This window comes from Sphingobacterium sp. Ag1 (assembly GCF_000988325.1).
Classification (GTDB): Bacteria; Bacteroidota; Bacteroidia; order Sphingobacteriales; family Sphingobacteriaceae; genus Sphingobacterium.
This window is the reverse complement of sequence record NZ_LBGU01000044.1, coordinates 104854-122839: the sequence shown is the minus strand read 5'-3', so window position 1 is coordinate 122839 and position 17986 is coordinate 104854. Positions and strand designations below refer to the sequence as shown.

At 39.6% G+C, this 17986-nt stretch carries 15 protein-coding genes; 4 read left to right on the top strand and 11 right to left on the bottom strand.

Translation table 11 applies throughout. The annotated features are described in order from the left end of the window. Nucleotides 1-76: 76 nt before the first annotated feature. The gene (locus AAW12_RS21410) at nt 77-1423 is read right to left on the bottom strand and encodes a sensor histidine kinase (protein WP_046675723.1); all 1347 of its coding nucleotides are present in this window, start codon (nt 1421-1423) and stop codon (nt 77-79) included. Nucleotides 1424-1425: 2 nt separating this feature from the next. After that, the gene (locus AAW12_RS21405; RefSeq protein WP_046675722.1) at nt 1426-2106 is read right to left on the bottom strand and encodes a response regulator transcription factor; all 681 of its coding nucleotides are present in this window, start codon (nt 2104-2106) and stop codon (nt 1426-1428) included. A 236-nt stretch (nt 2107-2342) separates the two neighbouring features. On the opposite strand from AAW12_RS21405, the gene AAW12_RS21400 reads away from it, so the two are divergent. Together AAW12_RS21400 and AAW12_RS21395 are read left to right on the top strand one after the other, a co-directional pair. Then, a complete protein-coding gene (locus tag AAW12_RS21400) occupies nt 2343-2732 on the top strand; it encodes a helix-turn-helix domain-containing protein (RefSeq protein ID WP_046675721.1) in 390 nt (129 codons plus the stop codon). A gap of 50 nt (nt 2733-2782) precedes the next feature. Next, the gene (locus AAW12_RS21395) at nt 2783-3538 is read left to right on the top strand and encodes an SDR family oxidoreductase (protein WP_046675720.1); all 756 of its coding nucleotides are present in this window, start codon (nt 2783-2785) and stop codon (nt 3536-3538) included. A gap of 115 nt (nt 3539-3653) precedes the next feature. Here the strand turns inward: AAW12_RS21395 and AAW12_RS21390 are convergent, their stop codons facing one another. Continuing rightward, nucleotides 3654-4184, bottom strand: a complete 531-nt coding sequence (locus tag AAW12_RS21390; protein WP_046675719.1) for an NAD(P)H-dependent oxidoreductase — start codon at nt 4182-4184, stop codon at nt 3654-3656. Nucleotides 4185-4343: 159 nt separating this feature from the next. On the opposite strand from AAW12_RS21390, the gene AAW12_RS21385 reads away from it, so the two are divergent. Further along, nucleotides 4344-4706 carry a winged helix-turn-helix transcriptional regulator gene (locus AAW12_RS21385; protein WP_046676349.1) on the top strand — a complete coding sequence of 121 codons (363 nt, stop codon included), beginning with the start codon at nt 4344-4346 and terminating at the stop codon, nt 4704-4706. A 28-nt stretch (nt 4707-4734) separates the two neighbouring features. On the opposite strand, the gene AAW12_RS21380 is transcribed toward AAW12_RS21385, so the two are convergent. The 5 genes from AAW12_RS21380 to AAW12_RS21360 form a co-directional block, all read right to left on the bottom strand. Continuing rightward, nucleotides 4735-5211 carry a DinB family protein gene (locus AAW12_RS21380; RefSeq protein ID WP_231585329.1) on the bottom strand — a complete coding sequence of 159 codons (477 nt, stop codon included), beginning with the start codon at nt 5209-5211 and terminating at the stop codon, nt 4735-4737. Between the two features lie 473 nt (nt 5212-5684). Continuing rightward, nucleotides 5685-7100 carry a Gfo/Idh/MocA family protein gene (locus tag AAW12_RS21375; RefSeq protein WP_046675717.1) on the bottom strand — a complete coding sequence of 472 codons (1416 nt, stop codon included), beginning with the start codon at nt 7098-7100 and terminating at the stop codon, nt 5685-5687. An 11-nt stretch (nt 7101-7111) separates the two neighbouring features. Then, nucleotides 7112-8503: a DUF1080 domain-containing protein gene (locus tag AAW12_RS21370; RefSeq protein WP_084823277.1), complete on the bottom strand. Its 1392-nt coding sequence runs from the start codon at nt 8501-8503 to the stop codon at nt 7112-7114. A 248-nt stretch (nt 8504-8751) separates the two neighbouring features. After that, on the bottom strand, nt 8752-10629 hold the full coding sequence (locus AAW12_RS21365) for a RagB/SusD family nutrient uptake outer membrane protein (protein WP_046675716.1): 1878 nt from the start codon (nt 10627-10629) through the stop codon (nt 8752-8754). Nucleotides 10630-10639: 10 nt separating this feature from the next. Next, on the bottom strand, nt 10640-13780 hold the full coding sequence (locus tag AAW12_RS21360; RefSeq protein WP_046675715.1) for a SusC/RagA family TonB-linked outer membrane protein: 3141 nt from the start codon (nt 13778-13780) through the stop codon (nt 10640-10642). Nucleotides 13781-14651: 871 nt separating this feature from the next. Between AAW12_RS21360 and AAW12_RS25805 the strand changes: the two genes are divergently transcribed. Next, a complete protein-coding gene (locus AAW12_RS25805) occupies nt 14652-15137 on the top strand; it encodes a hypothetical protein (protein ID WP_053003912.1) in 486 nt (161 codons plus the stop codon). Nucleotides 15138-15169: 32 nt separating this feature from the next. On the opposite strand, the gene AAW12_RS21350 is transcribed toward AAW12_RS25805, so the two are convergent. From AAW12_RS21350 to AAW12_RS21335, 3 genes are all read right to left on the bottom strand, one after another. Then, nucleotides 15170-15742: a Crp/Fnr family transcriptional regulator gene (locus AAW12_RS21350; RefSeq protein ID WP_231585328.1), complete on the bottom strand. Its 573-nt coding sequence runs from the start codon at nt 15740-15742 to the stop codon at nt 15170-15172. 397 nt (nt 15743-16139) lie between these two features. Then, nucleotides 16140-17249, bottom strand: a complete 1110-nt coding sequence (locus tag AAW12_RS21340; protein ID WP_046675712.1) for an AAA family ATPase — start codon at nt 17247-17249, stop codon at nt 16140-16142. Then, complete coding sequence (locus AAW12_RS21335) at nt 17249-17947, bottom strand: RNA ligase family protein (RefSeq protein WP_046675711.1); 699 nt, start codon at nt 17945-17947, stop codon at nt 17249-17251. The genes AAW12_RS21340 and AAW12_RS21335 overlap by 1 nt, the downstream gene beginning before the upstream one ends. Nucleotides 17948-17986 lie beyond the last annotated feature (39 nt).

Here is a 17986-nt window from a genome sequence, read left to right as displayed (position 1 = left end):
CCACAAAACTAACGGACAGAGATTACAGGCAACTTTAGGTTAAATTAAAGTTTAATTAGAAGAGATTAGAAAAGGATTAGAATTTAGGGAATAGCAGTGATACGGTAGTTCCCAGATGGTTCGAGCGAATATCAAAGTCTACGCCCTGGTCCTTAAAAACGATTTGTGCAAATGAGAGGCCTATGCCGCTACCCTTCACCTGACCGACATTTGACCCACGATAAAAAGTCTGTTTTACTGACTCCAGTTCGGCCTTTGGGATACCGATGCCGTGATCTATAATTTGTAAAGACAGTCTGCCATCTGCACTGGTCATTCGGATAAGCACTTCTTGCCCATTTGCATATTTCAGTGCGTTTTCGATTAAATTAGAGATCGAAAGGGAGACGAGCATCTTGTTGCCCCGAAAATTAAAGTATTGTGGCTCGTCGACCTCTATATCGACTTTCAAGGGTACGGCAAATGATCTCGAAAATTTAGGTACAAGGTCCCACACGATCTCATCGATACGAAAGGTTTCCAGGGAACGTTTCAAGGCCTGATCTTCGGTCAGTAATAGAAAATTACCAATAAGCTGATTCAGAAAGTTCACATGCTCGGTAATGGTTTCGGCCAGTTCACGGTATTCTTCCTCCGTTCTAACTTTTGCGCCGAAGACCTCCATTGAGCCCAGGATACCTGCTAAAGGCGTTCGGAACTCGTGGGAAACATAACTTACAAAGTTCTTTCTGATAATCATATTTTCACTGATCCGACGTAGGAGTGCATTATAACTTTCAATCAGATCCTGGAGTTCATCCTTGGTTTTTATGGCGGTCAAGGGCTCCTGAATGGTACTTAAATCTTTATGCTGAATTTCTTGGATCACGTTACGAATGGGCAGATAAGCATACTTACTCAGCCAGACCGACAACAAGGCAATACTAATCAATGCAACGAGAAAGACAAAGACAAGCGTAATGAGTAAACGGCTCAACTGATGATCAAAATCTGCGCTGGACTCTTTGACAAACACAAAGAAATCGCCCTGATTATCGGGATAATACAAACCAAAATAAAAGCTATCGGCTGTTTTAAAATAAACCGTTTTGTCTGTTTTCAGCTGGTTCAGCAAATCTGTATTAATTTGATTATCAAACCGCATACCACCATAACTCACCTTCCCCGCTGCGTTATAAACGGCTACCATCGCGCGCTTGACCAGACTTTCATATTGATTTTTGGATTCCATGTGCTTTAGCGGGCTCTGTTCGTCCGCTTCAAGGTAATAAATACCGGCTATCTTCGCATTTTTTTCCAGCGAGCTTATCAGATGTCGTTCAGAAGAATTATAAAATATCCAGTAGATGACTAGCGTTGCAAGCCCAAAAATGATGGTGAATACCAAGGTAGAAAAGAGTGTGAGTCGAATCTTTAAATTCATGGTCAGTCCGTTGTGAGCATATAACCTACCCCTTTCACCGTTTTGATAATGGAGGTATCACTCCCCGCATCAATCTTACCTCTTAAATAAGAAACGTATACATCGACAACATTGGTATTATTATCAAAATCAATTCCCCAGACGGCCTGTAAGATCGCTGTTCTTGAAAGGGTTTTATTGCGATTTTCGATCAGATACTTCAACAGTTTAAATTCTTTAGGTGATAGATCGATATTTTTACCATTCTTATGGACTTCATACCGTTCAAGATCCACTTTTAAATCATGAATTTCTACGCAGCTATCCTTTGGTACGTTTTTATAATTGTCGCGGCGTACCAAAGCTTTGATACGGCTAACCAATTCCTTAAAGGAAAAGGGTTTGACAAGAAAATCATCAGCACCACTTTCCAAGGCCTCGACTTTATCTTCAACTTCTCCTAAGGCACTTAAAATCAATATTGGAATATGATTTTTTCGATATCGGATCATCTTCGTAAATTGTATACCATCTATTCCGGGCAACATAATATCAAGTACGACAATGTCCAATGAATCCGCATTGATCCATTCACGTGCCGCTTCCGCAGATTCAACCAAAATGACCTTGTGGCCCATCTCTTCTAGACCTTTAACAACAAAGCTGCTAATACGGCGATCGTCTTCTACTAAAAGTATCTGCATATACTCAGTTTATTTTTATGCGGGATTATAAAAATTACGAATTTCTCTTAGAATTCTACAAGTATACGAATTTACAAATTAATCGTTCGGGTGATCAAGAGCAGTGTCGAGGATAAAAATCTTTGTCTATAACGTTGACGAGTCCATTATGCGGAATTCTCGATTATTCAGGTAAAAAATATTACGTCCAGTATTATTTGTTTATATTTAACCTAACAATTCGGAAAGGAATTAAAATGAACACAGCATTGCTCTCCAATAGAAAAAGAAGTGAAGAGATTACGATTCAATATTTTAACTTTTTAGATCGTCATTTAGCGGAATTGGTTCGTGGAGACAGCATAGATATGATGGAGCTTCAGGATATCGCCAACATACTCTGTGTTTCACAAAAGCATCTTATCAAGATTATACAGGAAACTTCCGGAAATCACCCCTGCTATTTTTATGTACAAAAAATATTAGCTTGTATCAAAGACCTACTCATTAATAGCGATCTGACCATTGCGAAAATTGCACAGATGCTGACATACGACCCGTCCAACTTCACCAAATTTTTTAAAAAATATGAAGGCATGTCGCCATCACAATTTCGTCAATTGAAAAAAGCGAAAAGTTCACCATAAGAGGTTCCTTAACATTTGTGAGATTTGCTATAATCAAAATTTAAATTATTATGGCAAGAAATGATGTAAAAGGAAAAGTTGTCCTTATCGCTGGTGGTGCAAAAAACCTTGGCGGATTATTAAGTCGGGATTTTGCGGCTCAAGGGGCAAAGCTGGTGATCCATTACAATAGTGAAAATACCCAAGCAGACGCTGAACAAACTCTGGAAGCTGTCAAATCCGCGGGGGCAGAAGCTATATTAGTGCAGGCGGACCTGACAAAAATTGAGCATATCACGAAACTTTTTGATGTCGCAATTGAGCAATTTGGTGGCGTAGATATCGCCATTAATACGGTCGGTAAAGTATTGAAAAAGCCAATTGTGGATACCACGGTCGAAGAATACGACAGCATGAGTGACATCAATTCAAAAGTTGCTTATTTCTTTATTCGGGAGGCGGGTAAAAAACTGAATGCAAATGGCAAAATCTGTACGATTGTTACCTCATTATTGGCGGCCTATACGGGATTATACTCTACTTATGAAGGACTGAAAGCTCCAGTAGAGCATTTTACGCGAGCTGCTTCAAAAGAATTTGGAGAACGGGGAATTTCGGTTACTGCTGTAGCCCCGGGGCCAATGGATACGCCATTTTTCTATGGACAGGAAAGCGAAGACGCTGTTGCTTACCATAAATCTGCTTCAGCATTAGGTGGGCTAACCGATATAAAAGACATTGCGCCTTTGGTGGAATTCTTGGTCACCGATGGTTGGTGGATAACGGGGCAGACCATTTTTGCCAATGGTGGTTATACAACACGGTAAAACAACAAAGAGAAAGCATCTTGAGAAAGATGCTTTCTTGATAAGCCTATTTCTTTGGATTGATTCGTATATCACAAAAGCTAAGCAACAATAAACAAGCCCTGATATTTATTAACTAAAGTTGCTCCAAAAAACGGAGATAGCGCGTGACGCCCTCTTCTACCCATGCGGTAGATGACTTTTTTTCAACTCCATAAAAGACGAAAGGTTTTTGATAATCCGCTTTAACATAATCAAAAGTAATTTCAAAAGGACTTGTTAATTGATCCATGCTATATTTGTACTTCCCCGTCTCCCCATATTCCTGCTCGTCTATCCCCGCAGAAATTGCTAATGCGATTTTCTTTCCTTCCAGTTTGTAGCCACTGTTCTTACCATAAGCCCATCCATAGGTAAGCACTTCATCCAGCCATTGCTTAAAAAACGGCGGACAGTTAAACCAATAAAAGGGAAATTGAAAGACTATTTTATCATATTTCTCCATCATCTGCTGCTCGGCCAAGACATCAATTTTACCATCAGCATAGACTTGGTGCAATTGATGGATGTCATACAACTCAGGTTGATTTTCCAAGGCCTTAACCCAACTTTTATTTACGACGGAAGCAGCAAAATTGGGGTGAATAACGACTATTAATGTTTTCATTTTTTTTATTTATGTATCTAGATATGCACAAGTCACCACATTTAGCCGATTCGTAGCGGCAGTTTTAATAAACGACAGGACTATGATTTAAAAATAGCGACATAATTCCTATTTTGGCTTATCTGTAACCCAATGTTAGGTACTATAAAAAATGTGCGTATGACTAAAATCAAGACGAGCTCCACTAACTTTTCAAATAAAAAGCAACTTGAGCATAATTGCCCCGAAGTTTTTGCCGCTAATGTGATTGGTGGTCAATGGGCTCTAGCCATATGCTGCTATCTCATCAATGGCGCGCTACGTTATTCTGAAATCAAAAAATGTTTACCGGGTATCACTGAACGTATGCTCACCTTACAATTGCGCAAGCTAGAAGATGATAACATTATTAAACGTACTGTATATGCAGAAGTCCCGGCACGTGTACTTTATGAGCTGACTGCACTGGGATATGAACTCAAACCAATTATTCGAGAACTAGGGAAATGGGGCGAGAAGTTACAACAGGTTCAAAAATCTTAGACTTTAGCTGACAGAACGAAAGGTTGTTTTAGTTCATACATCGTGCTGTTACCAGTAATTGGCCGACATGACGCTGTGCATGCTCTGCAGCGTGGAACAACAAACCAATCAACGTCGTAGGGATCCGTTTTCTACCCAAAAAACGCACTTCAGTCAGGGTGTCCGGATCAATTAACGCCAGTTTTTGCAAAGATTGCTGAATCTGCCGATGTAAGTTTTCTACAAGCGATATCACGCTCAAAGCACTATCTTCTAGACCTTCCTGACGGAGGTCGTCAAATTGTTTATCCGTTAAGGATTTATTTTCGGCATAAGTAAACATGCGATCGATTACTCCACGAATATGTTGCAGGTGAAAACCTATACTGGCGTTGCCACCCGGTTTTGTCCAAAGCTGCGCTGAGGATATTTGTGCGGTATACTTCAAAACATCTTCTTCAACTTGTAAAAGTGCATGCGCAACAGGTTGGAGAAGAGCGGGAACTCCTTCAATAGGTCCACGCATCCATACTTCTAAATTTTCCATGCTTTTAAAATAGCTAAAAGTCTACGCGGATGCTTTTTAAAATCCATAAAGCTACAGCGTTTAAAAAGAATGCAGATAGCAGTCCGTTTCGTCAAAAATACAGTTTACTCCTATAAAAATAGCTACTTCCTATAGCTTGTTTAAAATCGATTCAATTATTTTTTAAAATAAATTTGCATAGTGTAGTAAATACACTTACCTTTGTATCATCATAATTTAGGTTTATAATTGGTTATTTAAGGTTTTCATTCTCCCCGTTTGAAAACCTTTTTTTTTATAAATGACTGCAAAAATATAATCTTCCATCATCCTTTATCATCTCATGGAATCGAGAAAAAAGCAGGCCCATCTTCCCAATAATAGTAGGGATAGGTTATAAAGGCTTTTCATTTCAAACATAAAAAGGGCAATGTAAACATTGCCCTTTATTTTCGATACCCAGTTAGGGTCCATTACATCTTATAATATTGCTCCCAACCTCTTGCTGGTGGAGGTCCGGCTAAGAGTGCGTTGGCAAACTTATCATTGGTCACTTCTTTTGTCTGTGTGTTCAATATCAACTTACTGTTTAAGCGTTGTGCAATTACACCCAAGCAAAATACTTGGCTCAGAGGACCTGCAATTTCAAAAGCCGAGCGGGTTTTTTCTTCGCCTTTACAACCTTTTAAGAAATTAGCAAAGTGGTTTGACGGTGATTTTGGCACTTCCGGCAGCCTAGATTCCATTTCCTTAGCTTTCGCTGCTGGAATAATCTGCAAGGTACTGGCATGTGAGCCACCTTTAAATATCAAATCCTTGCTATAGATAATTTTCCCAGGATTTAATTTAGCGGGTTCCAATTTCCCTGTACTAGGTGCAGGAATATTTGGATCCAGTCCGGATACACCATAGCCTTCCGGTATAGGTGGCAAATTATCCAGTCCATCATACCAATTGATATCGACTGCTGGCATCTTTTTCCTTTTTGGGAAATGAAATTTCAAGGTCGAAGACATGGGGAAAAAATAAGAATTATACCCGTCGAGCTTCACAGCAGACACTTCTGTAGGCAGCCCCAAATCTAAAAATTCATGTGCTGTATCCAATATATGTGCCCCCCAATCGCCTAGAGCCCCCATTCCAAAATCATACCAACAGCGCCATTGACCATTCACAAAATCCTTATTATAATTATGGCCAATAGTCTGCATTTGCCAAAGATCCCAATCTAATGTTTCGGGAATCGTTTCTGCGGCAGGAAAACCCTTCATATTCACATCCCAGCCATGCCATCTACGCGGCATATTCATGTGCGCATCGATGCGTGTCACATCCTTAATAATACCGGCATCCTTCCAGGCTTTAAACTGAAAATAATTTGCTTCGGAGTGCCCTTGATTTCCCATCTGGGTGGCAAGTTTAGGGTTTTTCCGAGCTTTATTTGCCATCAGTTCGACTTCAAGGAATGTTCTCGCCATTGGTTTTTCCACGTAAACATGTTTACCCAAATCCAGTGCAAGCATGGTTATGGCAAAGTGCGAAAAATCAGGAGTTCCGATACTTACAGCATCAATCTGATTTCCCATTTTGTCAAACATTACCCTAAAATCCTTAAACTTCGGTGCATCAGGAAACAAGCCCAAAATTTCCTGCGTATGTTTCGCACCAAGATCTACGTCACATAGCGCAACAATATTACAGAGTCCGGTTTTATAGAGTTCTTTAATGATGTCGGCAGCCCTGTTTCCCAGGCCTACACAGGCTAAGTTGACACGCTCATTTGGTTTGGCCAAATTGACATTCCCCAATACACTATTGGATAGCATAACAGCTCCTGCAGCGATAACGGACTGTTTAACAAAGCTTCTGCGCGATAAATAATGATTCATAAGAGATAAGCTTAATTCGGTGTATTAATTTTTATGCTGCGAAATGAAACACGATCACCATGGTCCTGGAGAAGAATAAAACCTTCCTTCGCTTCGCCAAAATTTTCCCAATCTTTATATTTGCTGATCTGAACCAAGTCTTTAAACGCTTTGGATCCCCGCTCATAAGACAGCATCTTAATGCCATTTAAATAGTGTTCAACTTTGTTATCTGCTGTAACAACAACTCTACCCCTATTCCACTCGCCGATCGGTCTGCGCGCGCGATCATCACGATTGGATGTAATGAGATCGTAAAGCGATGCTAAGGTACGATTTCCGTCACGTCCCAACTTCGCGTCAGGGTGTAAAGCATCATCCAGCACTTGATATTCCAAACCAATAGCCGATCCTTTTGATTTTTCTTTTAAAGTCACAAAATACTTAACACCACTATTGGCTCCCGGACTAAGCTTAAATTCAAATGACAGATCAAACACCGCGTATTTATCTTTTGTGACGATATCGCCACCATTGGTCGATTCACCACCGTCAGATTTTAGCACAGTCATTTGGCCATCCTTAACTTCCCAACCGCGTTCCGGAAATTTATCGCCATGTATACTCCGCCACCCCTTATTGGTTTTACCGTCAAACAAAAGCTTAACACCCTTCTTCTTTTCAGCGTCAGCCAAGTCGTTTGGCTTCAAGTTCACGATATAAAGATCTTTTGGAAAACCTTTTGATTTGAGGTCAGTTGTTTTTATTTTAATATTCTTAAAGTACACTTTCTTTCCATCCAGTTTAGGTGGAATACCATGCACCTGCAACCCGATAAAGCCAGATCTATCGATCGTATCAACGACATAAGCAACAGGAATATCATTGATCCAAGTGCGCAGCTCATCACCAATGGCTTCAATTCGAATATGATTGAATTCCTCTACTTTATAGGCTTTTTTAGCATTTTCATTTAAATCGAGTGGATAAATCCATCCACGACGCGCCTCATCATAGATTCCACCTGTCCATGCACGGGCAGAGGGGTCTATTTCTACTTGCCTTCCATATACACGTCCCCGTCCATCATTAGCCTTTGGATCAAGATGGCTCCGTGTCTGAATACCTGAGTTTGTTTCATTGCCTTCAAGTTTAACATCCAGCTCCAATATGAAATCACCATATTCTTTTTCAGTGATCAAAAAAGAATTGGGTGTACCTTTTGTCATTCGACCCACGATAGCATCCCCCTCTATAGAATAAGGAGCTTTTCCGCCGACAGATTTCCAGCCATTTAGCGTTTTTCCATCAAAAAGGTTCGTCCAACCTTTCTCATTACTCTTATCTGTCTGGGCATACGACATAACAGCATTGCCGACCATAGCAGCCATTAAAACAGATTTAAATAGTGTATTTCTTTTCATTTTAAAATTTAATCTTGGGTCTATCAACCCGGTTTATTTATCCATCATTGGTTTGTCAATCATAACAAGTTAGAGACTATACTAGCGAAAGCCAGGAGACGATGCTACACTTCACTTTCAAGCCAAACAGGCCCTCATTTAGTTATTGGCTATTGATTCAATTGACTTAATAAAACAAGATATTAATTAATATAAGTGAAATGAATCAAATGATCTGATTTATTTACGAAAACGTTTGAAAACACTTGTTACTTATCTTCAACCAATAACGGGGTTTTATTTTTCTCTGCACCTGGGTAACCTATATTTTGATTGATAACACCTTTAATATTGGTATTAATCGCATTAGCGGGCACAGGCCATAAGATATGGTGCACACTAATTTTATATTCGGCCCACTTGTGTTTTACCCCTTTATTATAGAAATTACTTTTAGCAACCACTCTATCGTACCAGAAATTAACTCCAGTTTGTTTAATGTTCGCATTCGTTCCGCCTGGGCCACTAATCTGTTTTAAATCATAGACACGACCACCAAAAATTTCGCATGGTTTTCTGGTCTTTGCATAGGTATAGGCAATCCTTACGAGCTCAATATGTCTGTTTTCTTCATAATACAACTCACGTGCACGCTCATCTAATATCTCACCGATATTGATTTCGTCTGCTGTTAGCTGTGCTGCACCTGCGCGTTGACGGACTTCATTAATAGCCATGGCGGCCTGACCAAGATCATTTTTCCAATAGTAACTTTCGGCCAACAATAAATAGACTTCCGCAGAACGATAAATATACCATGGGGTTTCCCCGCCCTCCCATTGTGTTTGCAATGGATCCGGCACAAATAATTTGTAATGCGGCCAAGAGAACCATAGGCGAATGGAATCCTCGACACTCATCCCCGCCGGTTTAACTAGATTTTTTCCATACCATGGATTGCCGGTCTTTTTTAAGTTGGGCTCATTATATTTCAAATCTTCCATCTTTCGCCAACTATCCCGGTTAAAGATCCCCCGAAAATCATTATCTTCTTTGCCAGGCCTCCAAATCTGATTTGTAAAATACCAGGTTGGACGCAATCGTCCTATACCACGACCATAGTTCTTATTTAAATCCAATGAAAGATCAGTTTCATCCGTTGCTAATGATAGGCCCGTCCCTGTTTTTCCATCTGGTGTTTTTATACCGCCGTTATTCCAGAAAGGAACACCATTACGCATTGTTCTGATACGATCAGAGCCATCAACTCCAGGATAAGAAACCACATACATCAAACCTTCGGTATTGGCCCCATCTAATTTTGCTTCAACACTATGAAGGTCAAACATCAGATTGGTGTTTGGTCTTGTCTTATTCACCGTAAATCGACTTTTCATAAGTGGATGAATGGCAACAATTTCCTTCCCGATAGCGATTGCCCGATCAAAATCTGCCAAAGCCATACAAACCTTCATCAACAATACACCGCAGGCAGATTTGGACGTACGTCCACGGTCTACTCTTTCGGGCACCCATTGATAGGCAAATTCCAGGTCTTTTCGTAATTTCTCGAGAATACTCCAACGATCATAGCTATAGAAATCATACTTCGGTTCGTTTATTTCTTTATCAATAAAAGGAACATCGCCAAACTGGTGCACCAATTTAAAATAACGATAGGCACGTTGAAAATAAGCCGCTCCTAAAATCGCGTTTTTTTCATTTTCGTCTTTAAAAGTTCCCGCATCTATTCTTGAAATAATAAGATTGGCATATTTTATTCCCTTAAATCCTTCGTACCAATACCACCCCACTTTAGTTCTATCGTTGTGATTGAGATCTGCATCGGGGAGCAGTGCAATATCCATATCCATTTGTGGACCAGCTTTATCTGTCGTACCTTCTACGGCCACTTCAGATTGAATGATCTCGGTCAAAATTGGGGCGGCATCGCCAAAAAATTCATGCCGCATATTTCTCTCACAGGCCGTTAAAGCGGAGTACATACCTTGCGCATCGGCAAGTGCAACATCAGGTTCATAGAAAGACAAGGGTTTCGGTTTAAGCCAATCCTTACTACACGAAAATGTAAAAACAGCCATTGAACCAATACATAAACTACATAGTATATTTTTTTTCAATTTCATGATTTAAAAATTAAAGGGTAAGGTTTAAACTTAGGTTATATGTGCGGGGGGTTGGGTCACCTGAAGCTTCAGGATCACCGAATCTCCAATCTTTTGTCCAATAGGCTACATTTCTCACAGATGCAGCAACACGTAACTGCTGTATTTTCAACGAATTCAAGAGTATTTTGGGAATGGAATACGATAATACAATATTTTCCAATCTAATATAAGACTTGTTGATGTAGTTGGTCCCGTTATTTTTTGAACCAATTCGGGCATAATCATTGATCGGATTTTCGGGGGTCCAGCGAGGTAACGCGTAATCCGTACTTCGATCGGCAAAATTACTATTGTTTGCGGCCCTATTGAATTCTGCGAAATGCCCCCAATTGGAGTACATAAAGAAAGAGAAGCTCAAATCTTTATAGCGCAATTCATTTCGTAGCGACCATCTAAAACGTGGCGTAGTATACCCTTGAAAGATGCGATCAGCATCCGTTAAGACCCCGTCTCCGTTTTGATCTATGTATTTAAAATCGCCGGGTTGGTTACCATATTTTGCAGCCATTTCTTCTTCCCCTAATTGCCAGATTCCATTTCGTTTGTAAGCCCATATCCGGTCGGGATCCTGTCCAATAAACCATCTATTTTTAACATCATCGGCTTCCTTTTGGCCGACGATATTTCCTTCACTATCTTTTACATCCACCATATCTCCATACAACTTCACAATTTTTCTCCGATTCAACATAAAGATCGCCGTCGCATTCCAACTAAAATCGCCCTTATTCATGATGTTACTATTCAAGGTAATATCAAAACCTTTATTGGAGAGCTCACCAAGATTGGCCGCAACACTGTTAAATCCTATAATTTCCGGCAACGCGCGATCCACCAGTAAATCCTGCGTCGTCGCCGTATAAAAATCCAGCGCGCCACTCAGACGACCCTTGAAGATCGAAAAGTCCAAACCGGCATTATACGAACTTTTATTCTCCCATTTCAAGCCCAAATTGGCCATTCTATTTACGTATAGCTGAGAAGAAAGATAAACTTTTCCACTCGCATCAATATAGGGATGTAACCCAGAGGTCATGTCGGAAAGAGCTTCATACATTCCAATATCGCGGTTTCCGTTTCTTCCCCAGGAAAGCCGCAGCTTACCATAGTCTAACCAGGATTTGGTCTTTTTCATAAAGTCTTCCGCCGTAAAATCCCAGGCAAAAGCCAGGGCTGGAAAGGTTGCTCTTGGATTTTGAGCGCCAAAGGCTGAATACCCATCACGTCGTACCGAAGCTGTCAACATATACCTATCTTTAAAGGAATAGAACAGGCGGGCCATCAAGGCGTCTCCTGTCCGGTAGGTATCATTACTTTCATTCAATGGAATAGTGCCTGCCTGCAGACGATGCCAACCCAGGACATCAGAAGGTACAAACTGAGAAGCTGTGGCCTTGGTCTGCCAATACTGCCCTTTCTCTGCATTTTGAAGCAATGTTACTTCAAAATTATGTTCATCAAAACGCTGCTTCCAACGCAACACGTTATCTAACTGCCAATTATAGGTTTTTTCAAATGATCGTTCGCTACTTCCCCCTTTTGCCTTCCACTCTGGATTTTTAGAAGAATCGTGGTTATAATACTCATGCCAAATAAACGAAGGCGTAAAATTGGATTGTAATTCTATTCCAAAAGGCAAAGTAATGACACCATACAAACTGGAATTCAGTGTATTATAATGATCTTTTCGGTCTCTAAATTGATTATCAAAAAAAGGATTTACAGGTGTAACGTCTCCAGTAGGAAGTCTTTGATAAATACTTGTAGGATCATCGATATTATTTGATCCATAGGGAGATATCACAGCGGACTGTTTCCAATCCGCCTGTAAAAAACCTTCATTTCGAACCGCAAAATTAGTATTAGCACCAACTTTTAAATAGGGTGTAATCTTTGTTTCTAAATTTAATCTAGTACGAAAATTCCTAAATCTATTCCCAGATATAATACCCTCTCTATCAACATGATTCAAGGACAAGTAATAATTTGACACCTCATTACTATTCGATACTGCAACAGCATAATCCTGCTGGATCCCCTTTTGAAAAACCAAATCCTGCCAATCCGTAATCTTATTGTTCATGTAATTTTCGATTTCCGGTGTCTTAAGCTCCAATCGAGAAAGCCAAGACCTGATCAGCTGATCCTCTGTTACATTTGTAACGGGGGTCTTTTGATCGTAATTATACCAGTCCAATTGATTCGTTCCATTGAGCAGTCTTGGGTCCACAAACATTTCGGGATGTGCTTTAAGATAGTCGGCTGTCCTACGACCTACTTCAAAGTCATAGCGATATTTTAAAAACTCATCAGCATTCATCACTGCAGGCATCCCTGCATTTTCCACCATTCCAAAATTACCATTGAAAGTAATAGACGGTTTTCCTTTTTTACCTCTTTTTGTTGTAATTAAGATAACGCCATTGGCTGCTTTTGCACCGTACACTGCAGTCGCACTAGCATCTTTTAAAATATCGATTGACTGAATATCATTGGGATTAATATCAGCAAATGTTCCGTCAAAAATAACGCCATCCACGACATTTAGCGGACTGCTGCCAGCTTTCAATGTTCCCTTTCCCCTTACGAGCAAATCCGCATCACCTTTAGCCGAATTACCCTGGCCAATCACCAATCCAGCTGCATTTCCCCGCAGGAGATCCTGAACCGACCTGGGCGCCTCCTTCTCAAGCTTTTCGGTCTGCACAGAAACGATTGCACCGGTCACATCTTTACGCTTGGCTGTTCCGTACCCAATAACGACAACTTCATCTAGATTCTCTGTAGATTCAGAAAGGGTAATCTCTATTTCCTTACCCACTTCTACTTCAAGTTCTTTGGACGAGTATCCTGTATGGGTAAAAGTTAAAATAACTTTAGCAGTATTATGCTGCAATTTTAAACTAAAGCGACCGTAACTATCGGTTACTGTACCCGTGGATGTTCCCTTCATCAAAACGGTGACTTTCTCCAAAAAACGCCCATCATTTGCTTTGACGATACCCTTTAGTTCTTTTCCAGTTCCTTGTGAATGAACAATTCCTGTAGACAGCAATAGCATACACAAAAAAGAAAAGCTAACGGAAATTAAACGATTAAATTTTCTCATAGATTAAGATTTATTGGTTATTAATAAATAGAACTATAAAAATCCCAAAAACAAGACCTTTTAGTCCATTAATATCAATTGGTTATTATTTAATCAACACAAAACAATAGTATTAATTAAGAAAACACAATCAAACCTTTTTAATCCATTTATTTACGAAAACGTTTGAATGACCATAAAAAACAAGTCACGACATCCTAACAAAATAGAGAGAATAGATTATACCTTAGGCTAAAAAACAACATACAGCAAACAAAAAAGTCCTTCATAGGCTTTAAATCGAATAAAATTAAAAAACAAATTGAGACAAAAAAGCATAGTTTTGACATAAAATGGCACCCTTTTCGATTTGTAATTTAATTATCTTTTAAGTTAAAATAAATATAAAGTTTTATAAAAGAAACCACCCACACTTTACTAAATACAAAACCGACATGATCAAGATTTTTTTTATGGCCAGGGAAGCAAAAGTCACATGCATTATTTTACGTCGGGTCAAATGAAAGGATCCGAGTTTGGGACAAAACCATATCGTTGATGAGTTAGTCTCAACGTAGACTCACGTTATCTGTAGGAGGAACTTGGCGATACGATGGTCATAAAAAGGGCTCAACGACAGGGTCGCATACGCAATTCGTATTATTTTAGAAAAGTAAATAAAAACAATCAGTAAAAAATTTGGAGAATACGAAAATTATATACAACTTTAAAGCACAAACACCTGCTCTAAACAGGCTACAAGTTAACAAAGGAAATTTTTTATTTTAAAACGAGGATTTTATCTTAGAATCGCTCATAGATAACAGTCTAAATTAGTTTTTTTGCAGAAAAACTTACTTTTACTTAATGTACAAACAGTAGCATATAAAATATGACAACCAACCCCATTAAGGTATATACAGTAGTTTCAAAAGAAGTAAAAGAAGATCCAGATTTATTCACCAATCTAGAAGGTGTCTTCTCAACATATGAAAAAGCACAGGAGTATATTGATCACTTTTTTGGTAATGCTAAATATGGTTATCGATCTATTGTTACGACCTATTTAGATCCTTTTCAGGAAGAAATCCAAAATGAGGATTCTTATTATAGCATTTCATCTCAATTAATAGGGCCGCATTTAGAAGTTGAGATCTGTAAAACTTCTTTTGCTGTTGTCCTCTCCGAAGTTGAACAATTGCGTATCGATCCGGCCACCTCAGAGAAACCCTTGGAATTAAACCTGCACTGTTTTGCTTCTTCTGAGGAAAAGGCAATGGAAAAATTCGAAAAATTAGTGCAAGATTATGCCAGAGAACACAAGCTTCAATTTCAAATTAACCCCTTTCGCATTGCAGATTCAGATCAATGCTACTAGTATTTAATCACACCGAGATCGAAGCAGCAGATTCAGGGAAGATTTTTTTTTCGGATTTCACTTAAATATTCCGGGGTAAATCCCAGATAGGAAGCAATGAGGTATTGCGGAACACGTTGTACAAACTGCGGATATTTACGGAGCATATCATGGTAAAATTCCTCTTTAGATAAAGAGAATAGATATTTAATCCGCATTTGCGCGGCAGCATAGGCCCTTTGATAGACAAAGCGAAAATAACGCTCCATGATTGGATATTCGGCGACCAATTTTTCTCGATTTTCTTGACTGATATAAACTAAATCGGATGCTTCTACTGCTTGAATATAAAATGAAGTAACAAGCTTATGTTCGAAAGCCATATTGTCCGTAATCCACCAATTTTCTATAGCGAATTCGGTCGTTTGTTCGACTCCTTTTTCATTAACAAAGAATTTACGGAGAATACCTCCCAATACAAAAAAATGGTATCTACAAACCTGCCCTTCCTCCAGTATATTTTCTTTTTTCGCGACCGTTTTCGTCCTAAAGTAACGCAGTATTTCTTCCAATTCGATTGGATCAATAGCGATAAATTTCTTTAAATGTTCTTTCAGTTTTTCCAACAGTCCGTCAATTTATTGTACAAACCAAAGCTACTCATTCATTTATTAAAAAAAATACACGCGGCACCATTTCAAATAAGCTCGAAGGGCAAAGGCTGGGAAGATAAATTCAAGTAATGGATGTCATCGATATCAAAGAAAAGGAGCTTATGTCCATCTTGATGTCAAAATTGAAGACATAACTGAAAATTGTGGGTAGTGTTCCTAAAAAAGGATGCTGAAAGAAAATCAGCCCGCTATTAAAATAGGCGGGCTGATTTGCATTTATGGTATCCAATACGGTTATATCAGAAAACATCCTTACTATACTAACGTAAAATTCGAACTTTTCGTACTTTATTTACTTAATCTGTAAAACCAATCTACAAAGCCGCAATCTCCTGCTCAAAAGCGCCATCTATTCCGTAATGTAGTGAACCTCATGCGCCTCTGTCAACTGCGGAACTTCCAAATTATGGAGCATTTTATCCAAGACAGCATCTGGCAGTGGGTACTCCCGTTCGTTATTTTGCGTGCGCCAAATCTTGTAGGGTTTTTCAACGTACAACAATTTCACATAGGCTTGATAGCTGACGAAGAGATCGATCAATTGTTTTCGCATCAGTGAAGTTATATTGGTGGCATTCCAGATAAAATCCTGTCCGCAGCGCAAGTATTTTTTTGCCTGCTCTTTTGCTTCCTGCACAACCCATCCGTTTCTCTTTTTATCGGTCGGATCAATGCGGTACTTGCGTCTGATGTCGTCCAGACTAATAATGGGGAGGTCGGTATTCATTGCTAAAATCTGATAATCTTTACCCATTCCCGGCAAACCTGAAAGTACAGTCACCGTGGATTTGAATGTATCAAAAGGCACATAATCAACATAACTATCGTTTCCATTAAAATATGTAAATCGTGCATTTTCAGACAAAAAAGAACGCGTGGCATCCCAGCAGCCAATCTCTTTGCTATACAGTTCGAACATATCCAATGCATAGAGCAAAGCATCCAAATCGCCACAACACCTTCCTTTAGCATCGGCTTCAGCCAACAACTTGAGTTGGCTCATATTGACACATAGTGACGCTTCCAAGGCGCTCTTCATCGGATCGGCTTTTTCCATCAACCATAATGGCAAGCCATGATAGCGTACCAATGCGACAATTTCCTCCCGTAATGCAAAAGGGGTCTCCACATCACGGAATAAAATCTCCCGTGCGGTCTGTGCTCCTTTTTTGGCATGATTCGGTGAACTGATGCGACCATCTGCAGCGACAATTGTCGTCGATCTCTTTTCGACATCATGCAATAAAGCCGAAGCCCAGAGGAGCTCCTGCTTTTGGTAATCCAGATTCCGATATTCAGGCAACGCTTCAAGTTGCTGTAAGACCATTTGGGTATGAATCGCGACATTCCCTTCTGCATGATGCAAAGGATCTTGCTGCACCTGTTCCATATCCCTGACCCAAGAAAATTGCTTCGCTAAAGCCGACCAATCCTTATTTATTGCTATTGTCCATTCCATTAATAATCCCTCCTTTCCCAAATCATTTTTGCTCTATGCCATGATTTTGTCCAATGTTCGTCGGTCTGCACATGTCCTTTTCTAACATATTTAAAAACATTATGCTGAAATTCGCTGACAGCATACGTGTCGGCATTCCTGCAGACTATCCCTTCCATCGTACATGCTTTGCCAGTTTTAGGATCAACCGATGCAAATATAGAAGACTGCTTGGCCAAATTTTCGACCGAACACCGAAGGTCGAACTCGGTCAAATCCTTTACCTTTGCGAGTTTCAAAACAGGTACGGTCGGCAAATCAAATAAACTGGCATAAAAAGTAACTTCTTCCCATGAAAGCCACTGATCTTTAATTCGAGCAGCAAAAACATAATAATAGTGTTCAAGTTGCAGATACTCGATCGAATGCACAGCATAAAGATTTTCACCAAAAAACTCCAAATCATCCAGATCGTTTTTTAATCTGGACCAATGCTCCCGAAGCTGAGCCGTCCATGGCGACGTGGTTGGAGCTGCATGGGATCGTGCAAATACTCCACGCCGTGAAAGGCAATTATTTTCACCATCTAATTTTTCTGTAAATAACAGTTTATGGAAAGATTGTATATCCGTCCAATAATGTTGATTAAAACGATCGTCGCTGCTTGTCCCTGGCGAAAATGGGAAATGATAGGTACGACCATATTTTGTTGATTCCATTTTTAAAATTTAAATCCATACTAAAAAATTGAAGACATA

Bases quoted from the DNA above. Each gene is read 5' to 3' on its own strand.
- AAW12_RS21340 (WP_046675712.1), bottom strand. From the start codon at position 17,249: ATGGAATGGACAATAGCAATAAATAAGGATTGGTCGGCTTTAGCGAAG.
- AAW12_RS21405 (WP_046675722.1), bottom strand. From the start codon at position 2,106: ATGCAGATACTTTTAGTAGAAGACGATCGCCGTATTAGCAGCTTTGTT.
- AAW12_RS21395 (WP_046675720.1), top strand. From the start codon at position 2,783: ATGGCAAGAAATGATGTAAAAGGAAAAGTTGTCCTTATCGCTGGTGGT.
- AAW12_RS21380 (WP_231585329.1), bottom strand. From the start codon at position 5,211: ATGCGTGGACCTATTGAAGGAGTTCCCGCTCTTCTCCAACCTGTTGCG.
- AAW12_RS21390 (WP_046675719.1), bottom strand. From the start codon at position 4,184: ATGAAAACATTAATAGTCGTTATTCACCCCAATTTTGCTGCTTCCGTC.
- AAW12_RS21370 (WP_084823277.1), bottom strand. From the start codon at position 8,503: ATGAAAAGAAATACACTATTTAAATCTGTTTTAATGGCTGCTATGGTC.
- AAW12_RS25805 (WP_053003912.1), top strand. From the start codon at position 14,652: ATGACAACCAACCCCATTAAGGTATATACAGTAGTTTCAAAAGAAGTA.
- AAW12_RS21360 (WP_046675715.1), bottom strand. From the start codon at position 13,780: ATGAGAAAATTTAATCGTTTAATTTCCGTTAGCTTTTCTTTTTTGTGT.
- AAW12_RS21335 (WP_046675711.1), bottom strand. From the start codon at position 17,947: ATGGAATCAACAAAATATGGTCGTACCTATCATTTCCCATTTTCGCCA.
- AAW12_RS21400 (WP_046675721.1), top strand. From the start codon at position 2,343: ATGAACACAGCATTGCTCTCCAATAGAAAAAGAAGTGAAGAGATTACG.
- AAW12_RS21410 (WP_046675723.1), bottom strand. From the start codon at position 1,423: ATGAATTTAAAGATTCGACTCACACTCTTTTCTACCTTGGTATTCACC.
- AAW12_RS21385 (WP_046676349.1), top strand. From the start codon at position 4,344: ATGACTAAAATCAAGACGAGCTCCACTAACTTTTCAAATAAAAAGCAA.
- AAW12_RS21365 (WP_046675716.1), bottom strand. From the start codon at position 10,629: ATGAAATTGAAAAAAAATATACTATGTAGTTTATGTATTGGTTCAATG.
- AAW12_RS21375 (WP_046675717.1), bottom strand. From the start codon at position 7,100: ATGAATCATTATTTATCGCGCAGAAGCTTTGTTAAACAGTCCGTTATC.